Source organism: Sinomonas sp. (genome assembly GCF_036848755.1).
Taxonomy (GTDB): Bacteria; Actinomycetota; Actinomycetes; order Actinomycetales; family Micrococcaceae; genus Sinomonas.
On the sequence record NZ_DAIUJO010000012.1, the window covers coordinates 27588 to 47665 of the forward strand.

Consider the following 20078-nt stretch of genomic DNA (forward strand, 5'->3'; position numbering starts at 1 on the left):
CGGCGCCGCGAGGGCGAGGCGGAGTCCCGGGAGCTCACCCCATCCTCGAGACCCACGCCTCAGGGGCGTGGATCTCCTCCTCGGTGGGCAGGTTCTCGGGCTGTTCCCAGATGCGGTTGAAGCCCTCCATGCCAATCCGGTCGACGACGGCGGTCACGAACTTCGCGCCGTCCGTGTACTGCCGCATTTTGGCGTCGAGACCGAGCAGCCGCCGGACAAACGATTCAAGGACTCCACGGTTCTCGCTGCGCGCGTTGTACCGCTGGCGGATGGTCCGCACGCTCGGGACGACGGCGGCGTCGACGGCGTCCATGACAACGCTCGCATGCCCCTCGAGGAGGCTCATGATCGCCGTCAGGTGCGAGATCGCGGCCTTCTCCGAGGGGTCCTGCAGGAGGTCGAGGATCGCGCCGCGGCTCGGAACCGGCTGGCCGGCGCCCGCCCACGGCCGGTCGCGGAGCGACTTCGCCGCCGCCGTGGCACGCTCCATGAGCGAATCCATGTTGCCGATCAGGCTGTCGGAGAGCTGGGCGACCTGCTCGAGGATGTGGCTCCGGAGCCACGGGGCCGAAGCGAACTGGACGCGGTGGGTCTGTTCGTGGAGACACACCCAGAGCCGGAAGTCCTCGGGGTCGACGTTGAGCTCGCGCTCGATCTGCACGATGTTCGGGGCGACGAGGAGCAGGCGGCCAGCCTCCGGGACCGTGGAGCCGGGCGCAAGCGCCGCGTACGGCTCGTATTGGCCGAGGACCTTGTTCGAGAGGAACGCCAGAACGGCGCCGAGCTGCGCGCCCGTGATCGCGCCGCCCATGCGCGCTGCAGACGGCGTGATCTCACTCGCCTTCTTCTCCACGAGATGCGTGAGGACGGGCCCGAGCATGACCTGGAAGCCCTGGGTGTTCGCCTTAGCCCACGATCCGCGGTCGACGACGAGGACCTGGGAGTCGCGCAGGTCCTCGGCCGCTGCGAGCCCGGTGATGCGGTGCACGTGGGGCACAGCGGCGTCCGCGAGCCGGCGGAGGCTTGCGACGGCGTCGGCTGCCTCCCACGGCTCGAGCTGCGGGCCGGGAGGGCTCAGACGCGCTGCCGTGGCGGCCGCGAGGTCCCAGTTGATGAGCTGCGGGGCCGTCTCATGGACATCCATACCCCCATCAGACCACACGGGGGCGACACAGCACACGGGCATGGGGCTGGCGCGCGGCCACGTTCGCTGAGGGCTGTGTTCGCTGCCCGGCGCGGTGTCTAGCGGCACCCGCAGCCAGCGAGGGCCGAGGCCGCGGCGTCGACGGCCGCCACATTCGTCGGGCTGCCGGGCGTGAGCCCGTTCCCGACGAACGAGAAGACGAGCAGCCTTCCGTCGGCGTCGACCACATACCCGGTGAGGCCGATGACGGTGTTGAGCGTGCCCGTCTTGGCCCGGACGAAACCAGCACCAGGCGAGTCGTATGGGTATCGCTTGGCGAGGGTGCCCGTGAGCCCCGCGACGGGGAGACCGCCGAGAACGCTCCGGAGGCGCGCGTCGTTGCCCGTCGTCATGCCGCGCATGAGCGCGGCGAGGTCGGCGGGCGAGATCCGGTCCGAGATGGCGAGACCGGACGCGTCGTCCAGCTGCAGCCCCGCCGTCGTTCCCAGAATCCGCTGCGCGGTGGCCTCCAAGAGGGACCGGGCGCCTTGGATGCTCGCCTCCCTGCCGCTCGCGGCGGCGGCGAGACGGGCGAGGGTCTCGGCCGCGTAGTTGTCTGACTGCTGGAGCGTGTAGGCGAGCTGGTCCGCGATGGGGGCCGAGGCGACGCTCGCGAGCTGCGGCGCCCCCTGCGCCGCCGAGGCGACGTTCACGCCGTCGGTCACGCTCACACCCGGTCCGAGCGCGGCGGCGAGCGCGTCGCGGAAGGCATTCCCCGCTGCCATCGCGGGGTCAGCCGGACGGGAGAACTCGTTGTTCGGGTCGGTGCGGGCGATGTTGAGCGCAATGGGGGCGATGGGTGCGATCTCGCCGGCCTGAACGTCCTCGGTCGCCCACGCGGGATTGAGGGGGGCGCCTGTGAAGAGCGACGTGTCGAGCTGGACCGATACCTGCCCGTGGACGGGTCCGAGCGCGGCGGCGGTCTCACGCGCGAGCGTCGCGAGGCCCGCGTGGCCCACGACCTGCCCGGGCTGCGAGTCGCCCGCGCCGAGGAAGACGTCACCGCCGGCCACGAGCACGACGCTTCCCGGGGCGCTCCCCCGAACGACGCGCGTGTGCAGGACCGCGTCCGGTCCGAGGGTTGTGAGCACTGCCGCGGCCGTCAGGAGCTTGAGGTTCGACGCCGGGGCCACCGGCTGGTCACCCGCCCGGCTGTACAGCACCTGCCCGGTCATCCCGTCGACCACCTCCCCGCCGAAGCTTCCGCCGTCCGAGACGAGCAGACCGTCGAGCTGCTTCGCGACCGAGGCGGGGGCCGGCTCCGGGGCCGTGCTCGCGAGCGGCGTCGCCCCCGCGAGGGGCGCGTTCGACGACGGCGGCGCCAACCACGGTGGCGTGCTGGCCGAGGGCGACGGGTGGGCGAGGAGCGGGGCGGGGAAGACCGGTCCGACGACTGCCCCGACGAGCGCCGCGACGACAACGACGAGGAAGGAGACGAGGCCCCAGGTCACGGCTCGATGAGCGCGGTCGGGCGGCGGAATCATGCTTTTGGTCCTGGGGTCGGGCTGTACGGCGGTCTGCGCGGTTCCCTGCGCAGTGGCACTCGCGCGGATGGGTTCTCGGTTGCGGGTTCCTGGCGCCGGGTTGTCAGCGGGTGGAAGGGCGCGCCCCCAGTGCAGATATCCTCAATACTAGTTGCCGCCCAAGACACTGACTGCCGCCACGGGCACGACCTCAAGGAGCACCATGAAGCACGACGTCACCATCGAGATCCCGCGCGGGTCCCGCGTCAAGTACGAGGTGGACCACGAGACCGGACGCGTCCGCCTGGACCGCGTCCTCTTCACCTCGATGCAGTACCCGACCCACTACGGCTACTTCGAGAACACGCTCGGGGAGGACGGCGATCCGCTCGACGCCCTCGTCTTCTACCCCGACGTCGACCTCTTCCCAGGGATCCTGCTCGAGGCGCGCCCCATTGCGATCTTCAACATGGAGGACGAGTCGGGCGGGGACGCCAAGCTCGTGTGCGTCCCCGCGGACAAGCGGTTCGACCACATCCAGGAGGCCTCCGACCTCGATGAGTGGCTTGTGAAGGAGATCGAGCACTTCTTCAGCCGCTACAAGGACCTCGAGCCGGGCAAGTGGGTCAAGCCTGCTGGCTGGGCCGACCGTGCGGCGGCCGAGGCCGAGCTCGAAGCGTCGATCAAGCGGTTCGGCGAAGGGCACTAGGAGCCCTCAGCCCCAGGACGGGACCCCACTCTCGGGTGGGGTCCCGTCCTTCGTGTTGAGACGCGAATTCCCCGGCCCAGCCCCCTCCGCCGCTAGGCTCGTGGCCATGTACACGGTCACGATCAATCAGCGCGACCGCGCACCGGGCGACCGTGTGCCCCAGCTCCTGCGCGCACTGGCCCGGCTCACGCCCGACGTCCCCCTTGCCCGGACGGTCGGCGACGAAGTCCAGGGCGTCTTCTCCACCCCCGAGCCTGCGGTCGACGCCGCGCTTTCCGCAATGCGCGCCGACGCGTGCGGCGGGGTTCGCTGGAACGTCGGCATCGGCGTCGGCCCCCTCGGCGAACCCCTGCCGACGGCGATGCAGGACGTCACGGGCCTCGGGCTCGTCTACTCCCGCCGCGCCGTCGAACGCGCCCAGCACATCAAGGACGAAGGCGCGGTCGCCGTCGACGGCCCGGACCGCGCACTCGCCGCGGAGGCGGGCGCCGTCCTCCGGCTGCTCGCGCTCACCGTCGCGCGGCGTACGACGGCGGAATGGCGGGTCCTCGAGCTACTGACGCCCGGGGTGCGGGGCCAGCAGAAGGCGGTCGCGGAGGCGCTCGGCATCACGGCGCAGGCTGTCTCGAAGGCGATCGCGCGAGCCCATTGGAACGAGGAGTTCGACGCGCGGCCTGCCGTCGCCCACCTTCTGCGGCTCATGCTCGAGCCGCGCTGACGGCTCGCGGGGGGCTGTGCGAGCTGAGTGTGCTCACATGAGCGAGCGCAGCACAGAGACCAGCCCGTCTGCCTCGACAGCGGACGTGACCTCGTTGGCCGCAGCCTTGACCTCGTGGGGAGCCTGGCCCATCGCGACACCGCGACCCGCCCATTGGAGCATCTCGATGTCGTTGCGCCCGTCGCCTACCGCCACCGTGTCCTCCGCGTCGATCCCCACCCGGCGCCGGATGAGCTCCAGGCCGCTCGCCTTCGTGACCCCTTGGGCGGCGATGTCGAGCCAAGGCGTCCAGCCGACCGAATACGTGACCCCGTGGAGGCCGATCGCCTCGACCGCATCGCCGAATTCCTCAGCAGTCGCGTCGGTGGAGAACACCACGAGGCGGACGGCCGCGAGTTCGAGGAGCTCCTCGAAGGAGACGCCTCTGGCCTCGACGCCGAAGCTCGGGTCCTGGAACCGTTCGGTCGAGTAGAAGTTCCCCTGATCGTCCTCGATGGCGTACTTGGCTCCGGGAAGACGATGGCGCAACGCGAGGAGCGCGGTCGAAGGGTCGAAGACGCGCCGGTCGATGACGGTATAGCCCCCATTCGACCCGGCTTCGATCCGCGTCACGACGCCGCCGTTCGAGGAGACGGCGTATCCGCGCTCGATGCCCAGCAGCTCGACGATCGGCAGGGTTGCGCCCAGGGAGCGTCCCGTGGCCACGACCACCTCGTGGCCGGCTGCGACGAGCTCGCGTCCCGCGGCACGCACCGCGGGGCTCATGTGGCCGTCATGATCCACGAGGGTTCCGTCCACATCGAGCGCGACGAGCTTGGGAAGTACTGAAATCGGCTGGTCATCGATGCCAGCCCTGATCGTTGTAGTCATGGATCTAGTGAACCACTAGACGCCGACAACGCCCCGAGCGGGCTGCACACAGAGCGTGAACGAGCGGTGAATACTCACAGGGATGCCCACAGTGTGGGTATTCATCTGAGCGCCACGGGTCTTCATCTGAGCGCCACGGCTTCTCGATCCGTCACTCCGTTATGCCCCGGGCTTCGGACTTCACCCCGCGCTTGAACGGGTGGCCTGGTCCGAATCCCGAGGTAGGGCTCTAGCTGGCTCGCGGAACCCCGGCTCGATGCAGGATCGCGGCGAACCGCTCCGGATGAAGCAGGTCGTCCCAGCCCCACCGGACAACTCGCTCACCCGCCGCCCTGATCTCGTCCTCTCGGCGTTTCTCCGCCGTCAGCACCTCGACTGGAGTGCGGCCGCTGAGATCTTCGGCCCTGGTGTACTTCATGAGGCCATCGAATTCCCCCACCAGCCGGAGCTTCGGCCAGTAGAAGTCGACTCGCGCGATACGGCGACCGTCGCGATGGATCCACACTTGGAGACTGGGAATCTCGAAGCCGAGTTCACGCATGAGAGCCCGGCTATAAGACTCCCCGACCGATTCGGCCTGCTCGTCGCCAAACCGGACCACGGCACTCATGCGCCGTCGTGCCGCCTCGGACGGCAGGCGGGAGACCAACCCCACCAACCCCTCGCGCGAGCGCACGACCGAGCGGAGCCCGCGGCCCGCCAGAACGGCGTCAACGATCACCACCGCATCGACGAAGGGGAGCCGGTGCAGGGTGTCCGCAAGTGCAAGATCGAACGGCTCGACTGGCAGGATCAGGCCGAGATTGGGGACGCGCAACGTCGCGGTACCGGTCCCTTCTCCGAGACGGTGCACATCGAGATGGCGCGCATCGGGGAAGCCGGCGGGGAGTCTGCCTGCTGCGGACCCAATGTCAGGGTGTTCCGCGAGAACGGCTGCCGGGTTGCCATAGAGACGAGAGACAGGCACCGAACCTACCGCTGAGCGTCGACGTGTGCGATAGCGGACGTGGGAGGGAACTTGACGCAGCTCGAGCCCCCATGCCATCAGCGCGGTTTCGCGGCACAGGGTCGGTGCCGGACCGGATACGGCGAGCGCGGCAGTGGTCAGCGCATAACGGTTCCAGGCGGTGCCCCTCAGCCACTCATCGGTGGGGAGGTAGACCCCTCGCCGCAATCGGACTAGATGTCCCGAGGCATACCCCCGACTCATCGATCGAGGATCACGGCCTGTTCGGGCCTCGGCGGCCGAGCTGTGGAAGCGGACAGTGGGAAACTGCATGGAACCAGCCAACTGCGTCGGACTGGAACCGCGCCATCGGGATTCTCCGTATGTGGACAACCAACAGATTCGCCCCGGCCTTCGGACATCGCCCCAAGTAGAAGCGTGGGGTTAAGTCCGAAAGCCGGGGCAATCGGGCAGTGCCAGGGAGCCGGGAGCCAAGGCCTTAGCCCGAGCCAGGGCTGCGGGGTCAGCGGACCGGCAGGACCTCGAGGCCGCCGAGGTAGGGACGGAGCGCGGCCGGGACGGTGACAGAGCCGTCCGGGTTCTGGTGGTGCTCGAGGATGGCCACGAGCCAGCGGGTCGTCGCGAGGGTCCCGTTGAGCGTCGCGACGCTGCGCGTTCCCTTGGGGGCGCCGTCGCCGTCGAACATCCGCTCGCGGATATTGAGGCGACGGGCTTGGAATCCCGTGCAGTTCGACGTCGACGTCAGCTCGCGGTAGCGGCCTTGTGTGGGAACCCAGGCCTCGCAGTCGAACTTGCGTGCCGCGCTCATGCCGAGGTCGCCGGCCGCGGTGTCGATGACCCGGTAGGGAAGCTCGACCTTCGCGAGCATCTCCTCCTCCCACGCGAGCAGACGGGCGTGCTCTGCCTCCGCTTCCTCGAGCGGGACATAGGAGAACATCTCGACCTTGTTGAACTGGTGCACGCGAATGATGCCGCGCGTGTCCTTGCCGTGCGAACCCGCCTCCCGCCGATAGCACGATGACCAGCCGGCGTAGCGGAGCGGGCCGCTCGAGAGGTCGAGGATCTCGTCCCCGTGATACCCGGCGAGGGAGACCTCGGAGGTGCCCACGAGGTAAAGGTCGTCTTCAGCGAGCCGGTAGATCTCGGCGTCGTGCTTGACGTCGAATCCCGTGCCCTGCATCGTTTCGGGACGGACGAGCGTCGGCGTGATCATGGGCGTGAAGCCGGCCGCGATCGCCTGGTTGAGCGCCATCTGGAGCAGCGCGATCTCCAGCCGGGCGCCTACGCCCTTGAGGAAGTAGAAACGCGCCCCGGAGACCTTGGCGCCGCGCTCCATGTCGATCGCGTCGAGCAGCTCTCCGATCTCGAGATGGTCGCGCGGCTCGAAGCCCTCGGCCGCGAAGTCACGGGGAGTCCCCACGGTCCTGACGACGACGTAGTCGTCCTCGCCGCCCGCCGGCACGCCGTCGATGACGAGGTTGGGGAACACCCTGATCAGCTCGTCCTGCTCAGCCTGGGCCGCGTCGGCGTCGGCGGAGGCTGACTTGACCTTCGCCGCGAGCGCCTTGACCTCGGCGAGCAGGGCTTGCTTCTCCTCGCCCTTCGCCGCTGCGACCTTCTTGCCGAAAGCGTTCTGCTCAGCACGCAGCGTCTCGTACTGGGTCAGGGCCGCCCGCCGGCGGGAATCAGCAGCGAGGAGCCGGTCCACAAGGGACTCGTCCGCGCCGCGTGCGCGCTGGCTGGCCCGGAACTTCTCGGGGTTCTCGCTGAGCTCTCGAACGTCGATCACGCCCCCTAGCCTAACGGGAGGCGCCCGTCCGTCCCGACGCCTCGGGATAGAGTGAGGAAACCATGCGCAATTGGGTCATCGCGGGAGCCGTAACGACGGCTGGGGCCGTCGCGGTCACCAGTTGGTGGGGCGTGCGCAGGCTCCGTGAGCAGCACAGCCGGAGCGCCGTGGGAGAGCCCGCCCAGACACCCCCGCCCGGCCGCCAACAGGTCGCAGTCATCCTCAACCCGACGAAGGCCCGCGCGGCCGAGGCCGAGATGCTCATCGAGGCAGCCTGCCGCGGCGCCGGCTGGCCCAAGCCCCTCGTCTTCGAGACGACGGCCGAGGATCCCGGCCACTCCATGACCCAGCGCGCGCTCGAGGCGGGCGCCGACGTCGTCATCCCCTGCGGGGGCGACGGGACGGTCCGGGTCGTCGCCGAAGCCCTTGCGGGCACCGATGTTGCCCTCGGCCTCGTACCGCTCGGCACGGGGAACCTCCTGGCGAGGAACATCGACTTGGACATCACGCGCATCTCGCAGTGCGTCCACACTGCCCTCTTCGGCAAGCAGCGACGGATCGACACCGCCACGATGTCGCTCGAGGACCGGACCACGGGAAGGAAGTCCACCCACACGTTCCTCGTGATCGCCGGCATGGGCATGGACGCGGAGATCCTGGGCGACACCAACGAGGACCTCAAACGCGCCGTCGGCTGGATCGCGTACACGGAAGCCGGAATCCGGCACATGCCGGGCCGGAGGCGCAAACGCGTGGACATCTCGCTCAACGACGGCGATTTCCAGACGCGCCGGATCCGCAGCGTCCTCTTTGCGAACTGCAGCAAGCTCCCTGGCGGTGTCGACTTCATCCCTGAGGCCTATATCGACGACGGGGTCCTCGACATCGTCGTCATGAGCCCCCGGAGCCTCATCGGCTGGATCGCCATGTACATCAAGATCACCTTCCAGCACAACCGGCCGCTTCCGGTCATGTCGTTCTACGGTGCCCAGAAGGTGCGTCTGCGCAGCGCGGAGCCTCTCCAGACGCAAGCCGACGGCGACCCGACAGGGCCCGCGACCGACATCGAGGTCGAGGTGCACCCGCTCTCGCTCCTCGTGCGCGTCACCCACTAGGCCTTCCGCGGCTGGATCACCCGCGGAGGATGGACCTCACCCAGGCCGCGCCGTCGTCGAACGCTGCATCGCTGTGATGGGCGGGGACGGTGGGTTCGACGCCGTCGGCCCGGGGATACGAGCCGAGGAACCGAGTCTGGGGGCTGAGCCGGTGCAGGCCAGCCAAGGCGTCGGCGACGCGGGCGTCGTGCGCGTGGCCCTCGGCGTCGATGCTGAAGAAGTAATGGCCGAGGTACTCGCCTGTGGGCCGCGACTCGATGCGGGAGAGGTTGATGCCCCGCGACGCGAACTGCTCGAGGATCTCCATGAGAGCGCCGGGATGGTCTTCCGGAAGCGGAACGGCCACGGTCGTCTTGTCTGCACCGGTCCGCGGCGGGAGGGAGCCCGGCCGGGAGACGAGGATGAAGCGGGTCACCGCACCCGGATTGTCGCCGATGCCCGCCGCGAGGACGTCGAGGTCACCGTGCTCGTCCGCCACAATCGGCCCGCAGATCGCGGCGTCCCCGCGGCCGCCCGAGCCGTCGAGAAGGGCGAGCGCACCCGCTGCGGTCGAGGAGGCCGGCTCATATTCCGCAGCGGGAATGTTCGCTCGCGCCCATCGCCGGCACTGCGCCCACGCGTGGCCGTGGGTGAAGACTCGCCGGACGTCCTCCAGCCGGGTTCCGGGACGGGCCACGAGAACGAAAGTGATCGGCACGAGTTCCTCGCGCACAATCCGCAGCTCGGGCCCAGTCGAGATCGCGTCGAGCGTCGCCGTGACCCCGCCTTCGACCGAGTTCTCGATCGGCACCATGGCCGCGTCGGCCCCGCCAGAGCGCACCAGGTCAAGGGCTTCGGGGACGCCCACGGAGGGGACGCGATCGGCCTCGCGTGCCCCGGGAACCTTGAGGAGCGCGGCCTCGGTGAACGTCCCAGCGGGACCGAGGAACGTGTAGAGCACTAGAGGACGGTGGGCTGCTGGCCGTTCTCCGACACCAGCGGGCGCCCCGACTCGAGCCACGCGTCCATGCCGCCAGCGACATTCATCGCCGAATACCCCTGGGCAACGAGCCAGCTTGTCACACGGGCCGAGCGGCCACCCGTGCGGCAGATGACGAGGAGGTCCTCATCCGGATCGAGCTCCCCGAGCCGCGCGGGCAGCTGGTCCATCGGAATGTGCACGGCTCCGTCAGCGTGCCCAGCCTCCCACTCATAGTCCTCACGGACATCGAGCAGCGTGCCGGCGGGCAGGGCGTCGACGCGCACGGATTCGAAGTCGGCCATGGCGGTCCCTTCTGTGAAGGCGAACGAAAAGCGATTCTCTTTCCAGCCTATAGTGGGTAGGCCGCAGCGGATGCCGGAAGGGAGGCTGCATGGACGACGGCGTTGGCCGGCTTTCCGCCCGCGGCCTCCGCGACGCCCTGCGCACCGGCGAACTCTCGGCGAGGGACGCCGTCGAGCACTTCCTGGACAGGATCGCCTCCCGCGGCCCGCACCTCGGCGCGTTCGTGATAGTGACCCCCGAATCCGCGATCGCCGAAGCCCGGGCTGCCGACGAGGCGCACGCTGCCGCCCGCAGGGCTGGGGACCTCGACTCCCTGCCGCTGCTCCATGGCATGCCGACGGCCTTCAAGGACCTCGTCGACGTCAAAGGCGTGCCGACGACGCACGGGAGCGCCGCCGTCGAGCCCCGCCCGGCACCCCACGACGCCCCCATCGTGGCCACCCTGCGGAAGGCAGGGGCCATCTCCCTCGGCAAGACCCAGGTGCCCGAGTTCGGGCTCACGGCCTACTCCGAGAACCGGGTTGCGCCGCCGTCGCGCAATCCGCATGGGCCAGCCCTCAGCTCGGGTGGATCCTCGGGGGGTTCGGCCGCCGCGGTGGCCGATGGGCTGCTCCCGTTTGCACCCGGCAGCGACGGCGGGGGCTCGATTCGGATCCCGGCGGCCGCCTGCGGCATCGTGGGCCTCAAGCCGGGCCGAGGGCTCGTGCCTCAGGCCCAAGCCACGGGCGACGCCGCGCGGCTCGTCGTCGCCGGGCCGCTCGCGCGCACCGCAGAGGATGCCGCCCTACTGCTCGACGCCCTCGTCGGCCCGCGGAACCAGAGCAGCGGTCAGGCGGCCGACGCGGACGCGCACGGGCGCCACGCGGCGTCGTATGCGGACGCGGTGGTGCTCCAACCAGCGCGACTCCGCATCGGCGTCGCCCTCGCGAGCCCTTGGGACCAGCGGTACCGCATCCACCCCGAGCCTGAGGCGCTCGAAGCGCTCGGCGCCGCCGTCACCCGCATGGAGGCGGAGGGGCATCTGGTGGGCGAGGCCGACGTCCGCTACGACAACCGCTACCCCGACGCGTTCACGGCGGCGTGGACGGCGGGAGTGGGGACTCTGCGCCTCGCACCTCACCGCGAGCCGCTCCTCACACCCTTGACCCGTGCGTTCCGGCGGCGCGCCCAACAGCGAAGCCGGGCCAAGCTCGATGAGTCGCTCCAGTTCCTGCGGCGCTTCGAGCGCGACACCATCGCCCAGTACGCCCAGTGGGACGCCATCCTCATGCCCGCCCTGGCGCAGACCCCGCGACCGGTCGGCTGGTTCTCCGGGCCCGAATGGCAGACGACGGCGGACGACGACTACGCAAGGCAGTGCGAGTTCGCGCCGTGGTCGTCGATGGTCAACGTCTGCGGCCTTCCCGCAGTGAGCGTGCCCACCGCGTGGACCGGTCTGGGCCTGCCGATGGCCGTCCAGCTTGTCGGGCCGATCGGGTCGGAGGCGCGGCTGCTTCAGCTCGCCCGGATCCTCGAGACGCCGAAGCCGCCCCCCGCGGGCACGGGGCGCGGCCCGTCGGGGGCTTGAGGGTCGAGGCGTCAGTAGTTGTAGCCGTACTGGCTGATCGAAGCGATCCCGATCACGATGAATGCAATCACGACCACCGTGATCAGTAGGCAGAAATAGCCCGTCGCGAGCCCGGCGATCGCGAAGCCCCGCCCGGCCGGCTCACGTGCGAGCGCAAGGTGGCCGAGCACGATTGCCGCGACCTGCGGGAAGAGCAGGAAGCCGAAGCCCAGCAGGGACGCGATGCCGCACACCATCGATGCGATGCTGAGGGTCCGTGGCTCGGGTTGGGCGTACGCGTAGGGCTGCGGATACCCGGGCTGCTGGTAGCCGGGCTGCTGGTAGTCGTAAGACGACGGATACTGCTGGCCGTACGGGCTCTGGCCGTAGGCGCTCGCACCGTACGCGCTCTGGTCGTGCGGACTCGGGTCGTACGCGCTCTGGTCGTACGGGCTCTGGCCTTGACCGGATTGGCTAGGCCCGTACGGGCCCTGGCCGTAGGGGCCCTGGCCGTGGCCGTACGGAGAAGCAGAGGCTCCGGCAACGCTGGGGGCCTGGGGAACCGGCGGGATGGGGCGGGTGGCATGGCGATGCTCGCGCGAGATGGGCTCGGTCGGGCGCTCGTCTGCGGGCGACCCTGACGGCTCAGGCTGATCGGGGCCCTGATGGGTCTCGGACACGTCTCCCCCTCTGTCTCGAAGCGCTTTCGCCGGTCCGGAAGAGTCCGGCGCGATGCTGGCACCAGCCTACTCGCGGCGGCTCGCCGGGCAACGACAGCCGGACCAGGCGGGGGCTCGGCCAGAAATGTCGGTGCCGGTCCCTAGCGTGAACGCATGATGAGAGCGCCCTCTGTCCCGACCCCGCCACCACGGCAGCACGCGATCCCTCCTTACCTCTTGGAGCGCCTCTCGCAAACCGACGCCGACGCCGTCCCGTCGGCCGTCGCCGCGAGGGCAGGCTTCGGGGCCGTCGCCGAGCTCGCGGAGCGCACGCTCCGCACCGACGAGAGGATCCGGCGACGGCGCACGGACGACGGCGACGGGTCGCCTCAGTCTGGCGGCGCGGGTCTCCGCCGCGAGATCACCGATGCGGACGGCGAGGAGAACCTCCCGGGACGGCTCGTGCGCAAGGAGGGTCAAGGACCGGTGGAGGACCCCGACGTCAACCGGGCCTACGACGGACTCGGTGCGACCTACTCTTTCCTCGAGGAGACGTTCGGGCGCTCAAGCTTGGATGGCGAGGGGCTGCCCCTCGAGGGAACCGTGCACTACGGGGCGGGCTATGACAACGCGTTCTGGGACGGGACGCGGATGGTATTCGGCGACGGAGACGGGCGCGTGTTCAACTCGTTCACTTCGTCGCTGAGCATCATCGCGCACGAACTCGGCCACGGCCTCTTGCAGTACACGGCGGGGCTCGCCTACGAGGGGCAGTCCGGCGCACTGAACGAGAGCTTCGCCGACGTGATCGGCGTACTCGTCGAACAGCACACTCGCGGCGAGAGTGCCGAGGAGGCCAGCTGGATCGTGGGCGAGGGGATCTTCGCCCGAGGGGTTCGGGGGGTCGGCGTCCGCTCCCTCGCAGCTCCGGGAACCGCCTACGACGATCCTGTGCTGGGGAAGGACCCGCAGCCAGCGCACATGGACCGCTACGTGCGAACGCGCGAGGACAACGGCGGAGTGCACGTCAACAGCGGCATTCCGAACCGAGCCTTCTACCTCAGCGCGATGGCCCTCGGCGGCAACGCGTGGGAACGCGCGGGCCGGATCTGGTACGAGACGGTGGCGGGGCAGCAGCTGCCACCTGAGATCGACTTCAGCGGCTTCGCCCGTGAGACTGTCCTCGTGGCGGGGCGGCTCTTCGGACGGGATTCCGCCGAGGAACGCGCGGTCCAGGAGGGCTGGGAGACCGTGGGGGTCCCCTTCTGGTTGCCAGCGCCCTCGTCCTAGCCGAAGAGCCAGTCCGGGAAGGAGATGGGCCACTGTGAGGGTCAGCGTGTCGCGGAGCGGTGGGGTCGCCGGGATAACCCGAAGTGCGGCCGTCGAGTTCGCCATGAGGGGTGACCGCTCGCCGTCCGACAACGACTGGGCCGCCCTCTACCGCGCGGCCCGCACCCAGACGGGGGAACTCGCGGGCGACGGCGGGCCGGGCCTCGCGCGCGACGCGTTCCAGTGGACGGTGAGACTAGGACGCCAACGCGTCGAGGTGCCGGACAGAGGCCTCACGGGTCCTCTCCGGGAACTCGCCGAACGCGTGCTGGCGGAAGGCGCATGACGCCGTCGTGGGTCCTTTCCGCCGGAGCTTCCTGAAATCTTCAGGCGGACGACACCCAGCGTCGGCGTTCTCTGCCAAGCTATGGGCATGGCTAACCGAGCAGGCACCGTTGCCCTTCCCAGTGACCTCGTCGATATCACGGCACTTCTCGATGCCTATTACGACATCTCCCCGGACCTCAGCGACCCCGGCCAGCGGGTGGCGTTCGGGACATCGGGCCACCGAGGCTCGAGCCTCAGGGCCTCGTTCAACGAGAAGCACATCGCCGCGATCACCCAGGCCATCGTCGAGTACCGGGCCGGGCAGGGCATTCGCGGACCGCTGTTCCTCGCGAAGGACACCCACGGTCTGAGCGAGCCGGCAACGAACACCGCCCTCGAAGTGCTCGCTGCGAACGGCGTGACGGTCCTCGTCGACGCCCGGCACGGCTACACCCCCACCCCCTCTCTGAGCCACGCGATCCTCAAGTACAACGCGGGCCGCGCGGAGGATGACCCCGCGCGTGCAGACGGCATCGTCGTGACACCGAGCCACAACCCGCCCGCCGATGGGGGCTTCAAGTACAACCCGCCGCACGGCGGCCCAGCGGACACCGATGCGACGAGCTGGATTGCGGACCGGGCTAATTCGCTCCTCGAGGCGGGCCTCGAGGGTGTCAGGCGGGTCCAGCTCCAGGAGGCGCTTTCCGCCGATACGACGGGTCAGTACGACTTCCTCTCCAACTACGTCGACGACCTTCCGCTCGTGCTCGACATCGCCGCCATTCGCGACGCCGGGGTCCGGATCGGAGCCGATCCTATGGGCGGTGCCTCCGTGGACTACTGGGGTGAGATCGGCGAGCGCCACCACCTCAATCTCACGGTCGTGAACCCGACCGTCGATCCCCAATGGGCCTTCATGACGCTGGACTGGGACGAGAAGATCCGGATGGACTGCTCCTCCCCCTCGGCGATGGCCGGCCTGATCTCGAAGGTCAACTCGGGCGATACGAAGTTCGACATCGCCACGGGCAACGATGCGGACGCCGACCGGCACGGCATCGTCACGCCCGACGCCGGTCTCATGAATCCCAACCACTACCTCTCGGTCGCGATCGACTACCTCTACCGCAACCGTTCGGGCTGGCGCCCCGACGCGGTCGTCGGCAAGACGCTTGTGAGCTCGTCGATGATCGACAGGGTCGCGGAGGGCCTCGGCCGGAAGCTCGTCGAGGTGCCGGTCGGGTTCAAGTGGTTCGTGCCCGGCCTGCTGAGCGGTGAGGGCGCGTTCGGCGGCGAGGAGAGCGCAGGGGCGAGCTTCGTGAAGCTCGACGGCGGGGTGTGGACGACGGACAAGGACGGGATCCTCCTGTGCCTTCTGGCCTCGGAGATCCAGGCCGTGACGGGGCAGAGCCCGTCCCAGCGCTACGCCGACCTTGCCGCCAAGTACGGGTCGCCGTCGTACGCGCGGATCGACGCCGCCGCCAACCGCGAGCAGAAGGCAAAGCTCGGGAAGCTCTCGGCGTCCGACGTGACGGCGACCGAACTCGCTGGGGAGCCCATCACGGCGAAGCTCACCGAGGCGCCCGGGAACGGGGCGAAGATCGGGGGCCTCAAGGTGACGACCCAGAACGCGTGGTTCGCCGCCCGCCCCTCCGGCACGGAAGACGTCTACAAGATCTACGCCGAGTCCTTCAAGGGCGAGGAGCACCTCAAGCAGGTCCAGGCCGAGGCGAAGGCGCTCGTCGATTCAGTGATCGCCTAGCACCCCCGTTGCGCCGTCACGTCCGCAGGGTTCACACCCTGCGGACGTGACGGCGCAAACGTTGGGGGGTGATCGCGATCATATACTTAGCAAGAGTAATGAACTATGCTAACTATCGATGATCACTCCACCAGCCACCCCAGACCTCGAAGCCGTCCCGGACCTCGGCGAGCTAGCCGTCGAACTGCGCGTGGCCATCATGCGCACGTCCCGGGTGCTCCGCACCCAGGCAGGCAGCGACGTCGTCACCCCCGGCCAGACCACGGTGCTCGGCCTCCTCGCCAAACGCGGGCCCCAGACGATGCGCCAGCTCGCGGACGCCGAACGCGTCCAAGCACCGAGCATGACGCGCACCGTCAACGCCCTCTCGGCACAGAATCTGGTCGAGCGGACCGAGAACCCGACCGACGGCCGCCAGGTCGTCGTCTCGGTCACCCCAGAGGGCGTCGCTGTCCTCGAGGAATCGCGGCGCCTGCGATCCGCGTGGCTCGCCAGCCGGCTCGAGGGGCTACCCGATCGAGACAGGGCCGTCATGCACCGCGCCGCCGAGATCCTCGTGGAGATGTGTGCCCGATGAGCAAGACCTTCAGCGCCCTCCGCCACCCGAACTACCGCCTCTGGGCCGCAGGCGCGCTCGTTTCCAACATCGGCACGTGGATGCAGCGCGTGGCCCAGGACTGGCTCGTCCTCACCCAGCTCACCCAGCACGACGGCGCGGCCGTCGGCGTCACGACTGGCCTCCAGTTCCTCCCGATCCTCATCCTCGGACCGTACGCGGGCGTCGTCGGCGACCGGCTCGACAAGCGCAAGCTCCTCATCGGCACCCAGAGTGCCATGGGCGCCCTCGCGCTCCTGCAGGCGGTGCTCGTGCTCTCGGGCACCGCGCAGCTGTGGCAGATCTACGCGATCGCGCTGCTCCTCGGCGTCGCGAGCGCCTTCGACGCCCCGGCACGGCAGGCCTTCGTCTCCGAGCTCGTCGGACGGCAGGACGTGCCCAACGCGGTCGCACTCAACAGCGCCTCCTTCAACCTCGCCCGCCTCGCCGGACCCGGAGTCGCGGGTCTCCTGATCGGGGTCATCGGCACCGGGTGGGTGTTCTTCCTCAACGCCGTCTCGTTTGCGGCCGTCATCGCCTCCCTCACCAAGCTCCGGGTTGACCTCCTCGAGCGTTCCGCGCCCGTCCCGCGAGGGAAGCACCAGATCATCGAGGGCCTGCGGTACGTCCGCACGCAGCCGCGGACGGTCCTCATCCTCGCGATGGCCGGCGTCGTCGGGATGTTCACGCTCAACTTCCAGGTCACGAACGCGCTCATGTCCGCGAACGTCTTCCGCACGGGTCCGGACGCCTACGGCCTCCTCGGCTCGGTCATGGCGGTCGGCACGTTCGCGGGTGCGCTGCTCTCCGCGAGGCGTCGGAACCCTCGAATGAGCCTGCTCGTCGCCGCCGCGATCCTCCTGGGCATCGCGACCATTGTCGCCGCCGCCATGCCGAGCTACTTCTGGTTCGCCGTCCTGCTCGTCCCGGTGGGCCTGTCCTCGATGACGTTCCTCAACCTGTGCAACACGATCGTCCAGCTCAACACGGACGCCCGCTACCGGGGGCGCGTGCTCGCGCTGTACATGGCCGTCATCCAGGGCGGAACGCCCATCGGCGCTCCGATCATCGGCTGGATCGCCAATTCGGCCGGTGCACGCTGGTCGATCCTCATCGGTGGCTTCGCAGCGCTTGTCGCAGGAGTCCTGGGCGTCGTAGCACTCGCCCGGTGGGGTGAGGGGACCCTCCGCGACCAGCTGCGCGCGGTCTGGGCCGCGAGGCGCGACGACGAGCTGGCCGAGGAAGCGACCGGGAGTTCCTTCCATGCCGCTGGGGACACGGGGGCACGGGCCGTCAAGTCCTGCTCGGCGAAGGAACCCCGGACCGCCACGGGCTCGACCGCTCGGATCGCGACGGGGAGCATCCCGCGTGTGGCTCCTCCACGGCGCCCTGAACGAGCCCACGGCAGCTGACCGAGGATCCGGGAAGCCGGCGTCCTGGGAAGCCAGGGGACAGCTGACCCCCCGTTGCCAGTTGGCAGCGGGGGGTCAGCCTTGCATCAGAGGGTCTCGACGACGTCCTCGTAGGCGAACTTCGCCTTCACCGGGCCGAAGGCGTCGGCGCCCGGGAGGCCGATGTTGACCACGAGGAAGCTCTTGCGACCGCCCTGCGGGAAGAACTCGGCGTCGATCGCGTCGAAATCGGCGCCCGTCATGGGGCCGGCGGCGAAGCCGAGGGCGCGCACGGCGAGGATGAAGTAGCCCGCCTGAAGGTGGGCGTTGTCGCGGCCCGTGCCATAGCGGAGGGACTCGTCGGCGTCGTACATGGACTTGACGCGGAGCGCCGCCGGGAGGAACTGCTCCCACTTCTCGTGCCACTCGGTGTCGAACGCGAGGACCGCGACGAGGGGAGCGTTGCGCGTCTTCTCCTGGTTGCCGGGCATCATGTGCGCGACGAGCCGCTCCCGGGCCTCAGCGGAACGGATGTACGTGACCCGAAGGGGCTGGTTGTTGAAGGCGGTCGGGCCGAACTTCGTGAGCTCGTAGATGGCCTGCGCCTGCTCCTCTGTCACCTCTCCGGTGAACGAGTTCGCGGTGCGGGCTTCGACGAACAGGGCGTCGACGGCGGCTGCGTCCAGCGCGGCTTCCTGATGGGCAATGCTCATGGGTTCTCCTTCTTCACGACGACGACGGCGGCCGAGGCGACCGCCCTCTCAAGGGGTGAAACCCGCCGTCGTTCGCTAGGCTTCCACCATCGGCGGTGAGATTCGACACACGCAGGCCGCCCCTCCCGTTCGGCTGGCTCAAGCGCACGAGTAGGATTTCTCCGGCATCCCCCACATTTCCCGCATTGGAAGGCGCCCTGCATGAGCCTGCTCGGAACCAGATGGAAGCTTCACGGAGACGGTCGCACCGTCCGCCCCGGCGAGGTCGTCGCGCCGCAGGAGCGGCTCGCGTGGCCACTCACCATCGGCATCGGCCTCCAGCACGTGGTCGCGATGTTCGGGGCGACGTTCCTCGTCCCGATCCTCACGCACATGCCCCCGGCCACGACGCTCTTCTTCTCGGGTGTCGGCACCCTGCTGTTCCTGGTCATCACGCAGGGACGGGTTCCCAGCTACCTCGGATCCTCCTTCGCGTTCATCGCACCGATCCTCGCCTCCCAGCAGCAGTTCGGCGTTGCGGGCGCGCTCGGCGGGGTGGTCGCCGCCGGGATCGTCCTCGCGCTCGTCGGCGCCGTGGTCCAGGCGTTCGGGGCGCATTGGATCAACATCGTCATGCCGCCGGTCGTGACTGGCTCGATCGTGGCGCTCATCGGCCTCAACCTCGCGCCCTCCGCGAAGCAGAACTTCGTTGCGGCCCCCGTCACGGCCTTCGTGACGCTCCTCGCCATCATCCTCGCGAGTGTCCTCTTCCGCGGGATCCTCGGCAGGCTCAGCATCCTCATCGGCGTCGTCGTCGGCTACGTCGTGGCCATTGCGCGCGGCGAGGTCAACTTCTCCAAGGTCGACTCCGCAGCCTGGATCGGCCTCCCCCACTTCCAGACGCCAGCCTTCCATCTCGGCGTGCTCGGCCTGTTCGTCCCAGTGGTGCTCGTGCTGGTCGCAGAGAACGTCGGGCACGTCAAGAGCGTCTCCGCCATGACGGGCCAGAATCTCGACGGGGTAGCCGGACGGGCGCTCATCGCCGACGGCGTCGCGACCCTCCTCGCGGGCCTCGGCGGAGGCTCCGGCACCACGACCTACGCGGAGAACATCGGCGTGATGGCGGCGACGAAGGTGTACTCGACGGCGGCCTACTGGATTGCCGGCCTGTGCGCGCTCCTGCTCAGCTTCTCCCCGAAGTTCGGCGAGCTCATCGCCACCGTCCCGCCGGGGGTGCTCGGCGGGGCCGCAACGATGCTCTACGGCATGATCGGAGTGCTCGGAGTCAAGATCTGGGTCCAGGGCAGGGTCAACTTCTCGAACCAGATCAACATCACGACGGCGGCAGTCGCCCTCATCATCGGGGTCGCCGACTACACGTGGAACGTGGGCCAGCTGAGCTTTGCGGGGATCGCGCTCGGTTCGGCGGCGGCGCTGCTGATCTACCACGGCATGACGGGGCTCGCCCGATGGCGCGGCACGGTGCGAGAGCCGGAGACCGAGCGCGCCTAGCGGGACCTGCCGGAGGCCGGGCTCTCGGCGGCGGTGGGGCGGCTGCGCGCCCGCGCGGCGAGTCCCGCGCCGCCGAGGACCTGCCCGCGGCCGTCGCTCTCAGGCAACATCACGGCCAGTCTCCGGCGGTCGGCTCAGACGCCGGCCAGGAGCTCCGCCACCGCGCGCCGGACGTAGGCGGCGCCCTCGGCTATCGCCTCCGCTGCGCTCGGCGCGAGGTCGACGAGTGCGCCCGCGACCTCGATCC

19 protein-coding genes are annotated in these 20078 nt (G+C 69.4%); 10 read left to right on the forward strand and 9 right to left on the reverse strand.

Features of this window, described 5'->3' with window-relative positions; all coding sequences use genetic code 11:
* Positions 1-34: 34 nt before the first annotated feature.
* Positions 35-1144, reverse strand: coding sequence for a zinc-dependent metalloprotease (locus V7053_RS03260; protein WP_334170834.1), 1110 nt, complete (start codon positions 1142-1144; stop codon positions 35-37).
* A 98-nt stretch (positions 1145-1242) separates the two neighbouring features.
* Positions 1243-2667: a D-alanyl-D-alanine carboxypeptidase/D-alanyl-D-alanine endopeptidase gene (gene dacB, locus V7053_RS03265; RefSeq protein WP_334170835.1), complete on the reverse strand. Its 1425-nt coding sequence runs from the start codon at positions 2665-2667 to the stop codon at positions 1243-1245.
* A 202-nt stretch (positions 2668-2869) separates the two neighbouring features.
* On the opposite strand from dacB, the gene V7053_RS03270 reads away from it, so the two are divergent.
* Positions 2870-3355, forward strand: coding sequence for an inorganic diphosphatase (locus V7053_RS03270; protein ID WP_334170836.1), 486 nt, complete (start codon positions 2870-2872; stop codon positions 3353-3355).
* 106 nt (positions 3356-3461) lie between these two features.
* Complete coding sequence (locus V7053_RS03275) at positions 3462-4073, forward strand: hypothetical protein (protein ID WP_334170837.1); 612 nt, start codon at positions 3462-3464, stop codon at positions 4071-4073.
* Positions 4074-4106: 33 nt separating this feature from the next.
* On the opposite strand, the gene V7053_RS03280 is transcribed toward V7053_RS03275, so the two are convergent.
* The 3 genes from V7053_RS03280 to serS form a co-directional block, all read right to left on the reverse strand.
* Positions 4107-4943, reverse strand: coding sequence for an HAD family hydrolase (locus tag V7053_RS03280; RefSeq protein WP_334170838.1), 837 nt, complete (start codon positions 4941-4943; stop codon positions 4107-4109).
* A 229-nt stretch (positions 4944-5172) separates the two neighbouring features.
* Entirely contained in the window at positions 5173-5910 is a 738-nt protein-coding gene (locus tag V7053_RS03285; protein ID WP_334170839.1) for a hypothetical protein, read from the reverse strand.
* Positions 5911-6412: 502 nt separating this feature from the next.
* Entirely contained in the window at positions 6413-7699 is a 1287-nt protein-coding gene (gene serS, locus V7053_RS03290) for a serine--tRNA ligase (RefSeq protein ID WP_334170840.1), read from the reverse strand.
* A 62-nt stretch (positions 7700-7761) separates the two neighbouring features.
* On the opposite strand from serS, the gene V7053_RS03295 reads away from it, so the two are divergent.
* Positions 7762-8814, forward strand: a complete 1053-nt coding sequence (locus tag V7053_RS03295) for a diacylglycerol/lipid kinase family protein (protein WP_334170841.1) — start codon at positions 7762-7764, stop codon at positions 8812-8814.
* Between the two features lie 16 nt (positions 8815-8830).
* Here the strand turns inward: V7053_RS03295 and pheA are convergent, their stop codons facing one another.
* Together pheA and V7053_RS03305 are read right to left on the reverse strand one after the other, a co-directional pair.
* A complete protein-coding gene (gene pheA, locus V7053_RS03300; protein WP_334170842.1) occupies positions 8831-9754 on the reverse strand; it encodes a prephenate dehydratase in 924 nt (307 codons plus the stop codon).
* The gene (locus tag V7053_RS03305) at positions 9754-10077 is read right to left on the reverse strand and encodes a rhodanese-like domain-containing protein (RefSeq protein WP_334170843.1); all 324 of its coding nucleotides are present in this window, start codon (positions 10075-10077) and stop codon (positions 9754-9756) included. Before V7053_RS03305 ends, pheA begins: the two co-directional genes overlap by 1 nt.
* Positions 10078-10166: 89 nt before the next feature.
* Here V7053_RS03305 and V7053_RS03310 point away from each other — a divergent pair, with 89 nt between their 5' ends.
* Positions 10167-11645, forward strand: coding sequence for an amidase (locus V7053_RS03310; RefSeq protein ID WP_334170844.1), 1479 nt, complete (start codon positions 10167-10169; stop codon positions 11643-11645).
* An 11-nt stretch (positions 11646-11656) separates the two neighbouring features.
* Here the strand turns inward: V7053_RS03310 and V7053_RS03315 are convergent, their stop codons facing one another.
* On the reverse strand, positions 11657-12304 hold the full coding sequence (locus tag V7053_RS03315) for a DUF4190 domain-containing protein (protein ID WP_334170845.1): 648 nt from the start codon (positions 12302-12304) through the stop codon (positions 11657-11659).
* Between the two features lie 153 nt (positions 12305-12457).
* On the opposite strand from V7053_RS03315, the gene V7053_RS03320 reads away from it, so the two are divergent.
* From V7053_RS03320 to V7053_RS03340, 5 genes are all read left to right on the forward strand, one after another.
* A complete protein-coding gene (locus tag V7053_RS03320; protein WP_334170846.1) occupies positions 12458-13573 on the forward strand; it encodes a M4 family metallopeptidase in 1116 nt (371 codons plus the stop codon).
* 34 nt (positions 13574-13607) lie between these two features.
* On the forward strand, positions 13608-13898 hold the full coding sequence (locus tag V7053_RS03325; protein ID WP_334170847.1) for a protealysin inhibitor emfourin: 291 nt from the start codon (positions 13608-13610) through the stop codon (positions 13896-13898).
* Between the two features lie 87 nt (positions 13899-13985).
* Positions 13986-15641 carry a phosphoglucomutase (alpha-D-glucose-1,6-bisphosphate-dependent) gene (gene pgm, locus V7053_RS03330; protein WP_334170848.1) on the forward strand — a complete coding sequence of 552 codons (1656 nt, stop codon included), beginning with the start codon at positions 13986-13988 and terminating at the stop codon, positions 15639-15641.
* A gap of 118 nt (positions 15642-15759) precedes the next feature.
* Positions 15760-16218, forward strand: a complete 459-nt coding sequence (locus tag V7053_RS03335; protein ID WP_334170849.1) for a MarR family winged helix-turn-helix transcriptional regulator — start codon at positions 15760-15762, stop codon at positions 16216-16218.
* Positions 16215-17648, forward strand: coding sequence for an MFS transporter (locus tag V7053_RS03340; RefSeq protein WP_334170850.1), 1434 nt, complete (start codon positions 16215-16217; stop codon positions 17646-17648). Before V7053_RS03335 ends, V7053_RS03340 begins: the two co-directional genes overlap by 4 nt.
* An 86-nt stretch (positions 17649-17734) precedes the next feature.
* Here V7053_RS03340 and V7053_RS03345 read toward each other — a convergent pair whose 3' ends face one another.
* A complete protein-coding gene (locus V7053_RS03345; protein WP_334170851.1) occupies positions 17735-18340 on the reverse strand; it encodes a malonic semialdehyde reductase in 606 nt (201 codons plus the stop codon).
* A gap of 201 nt (positions 18341-18541) precedes the next feature.
* Between V7053_RS03345 and V7053_RS03350 the strand changes: the two genes are divergently transcribed.
* Positions 18542-19831 (forward strand): uracil-xanthine permease family protein, encoded by a 1290-nt coding sequence (locus tag V7053_RS03350; RefSeq protein ID WP_334170852.1) that lies wholly within the window; start codon positions 18542-18544, stop codon positions 19829-19831.
* The last annotated feature ends 247 nt before the right edge of the window (positions 19832-20078 follow it).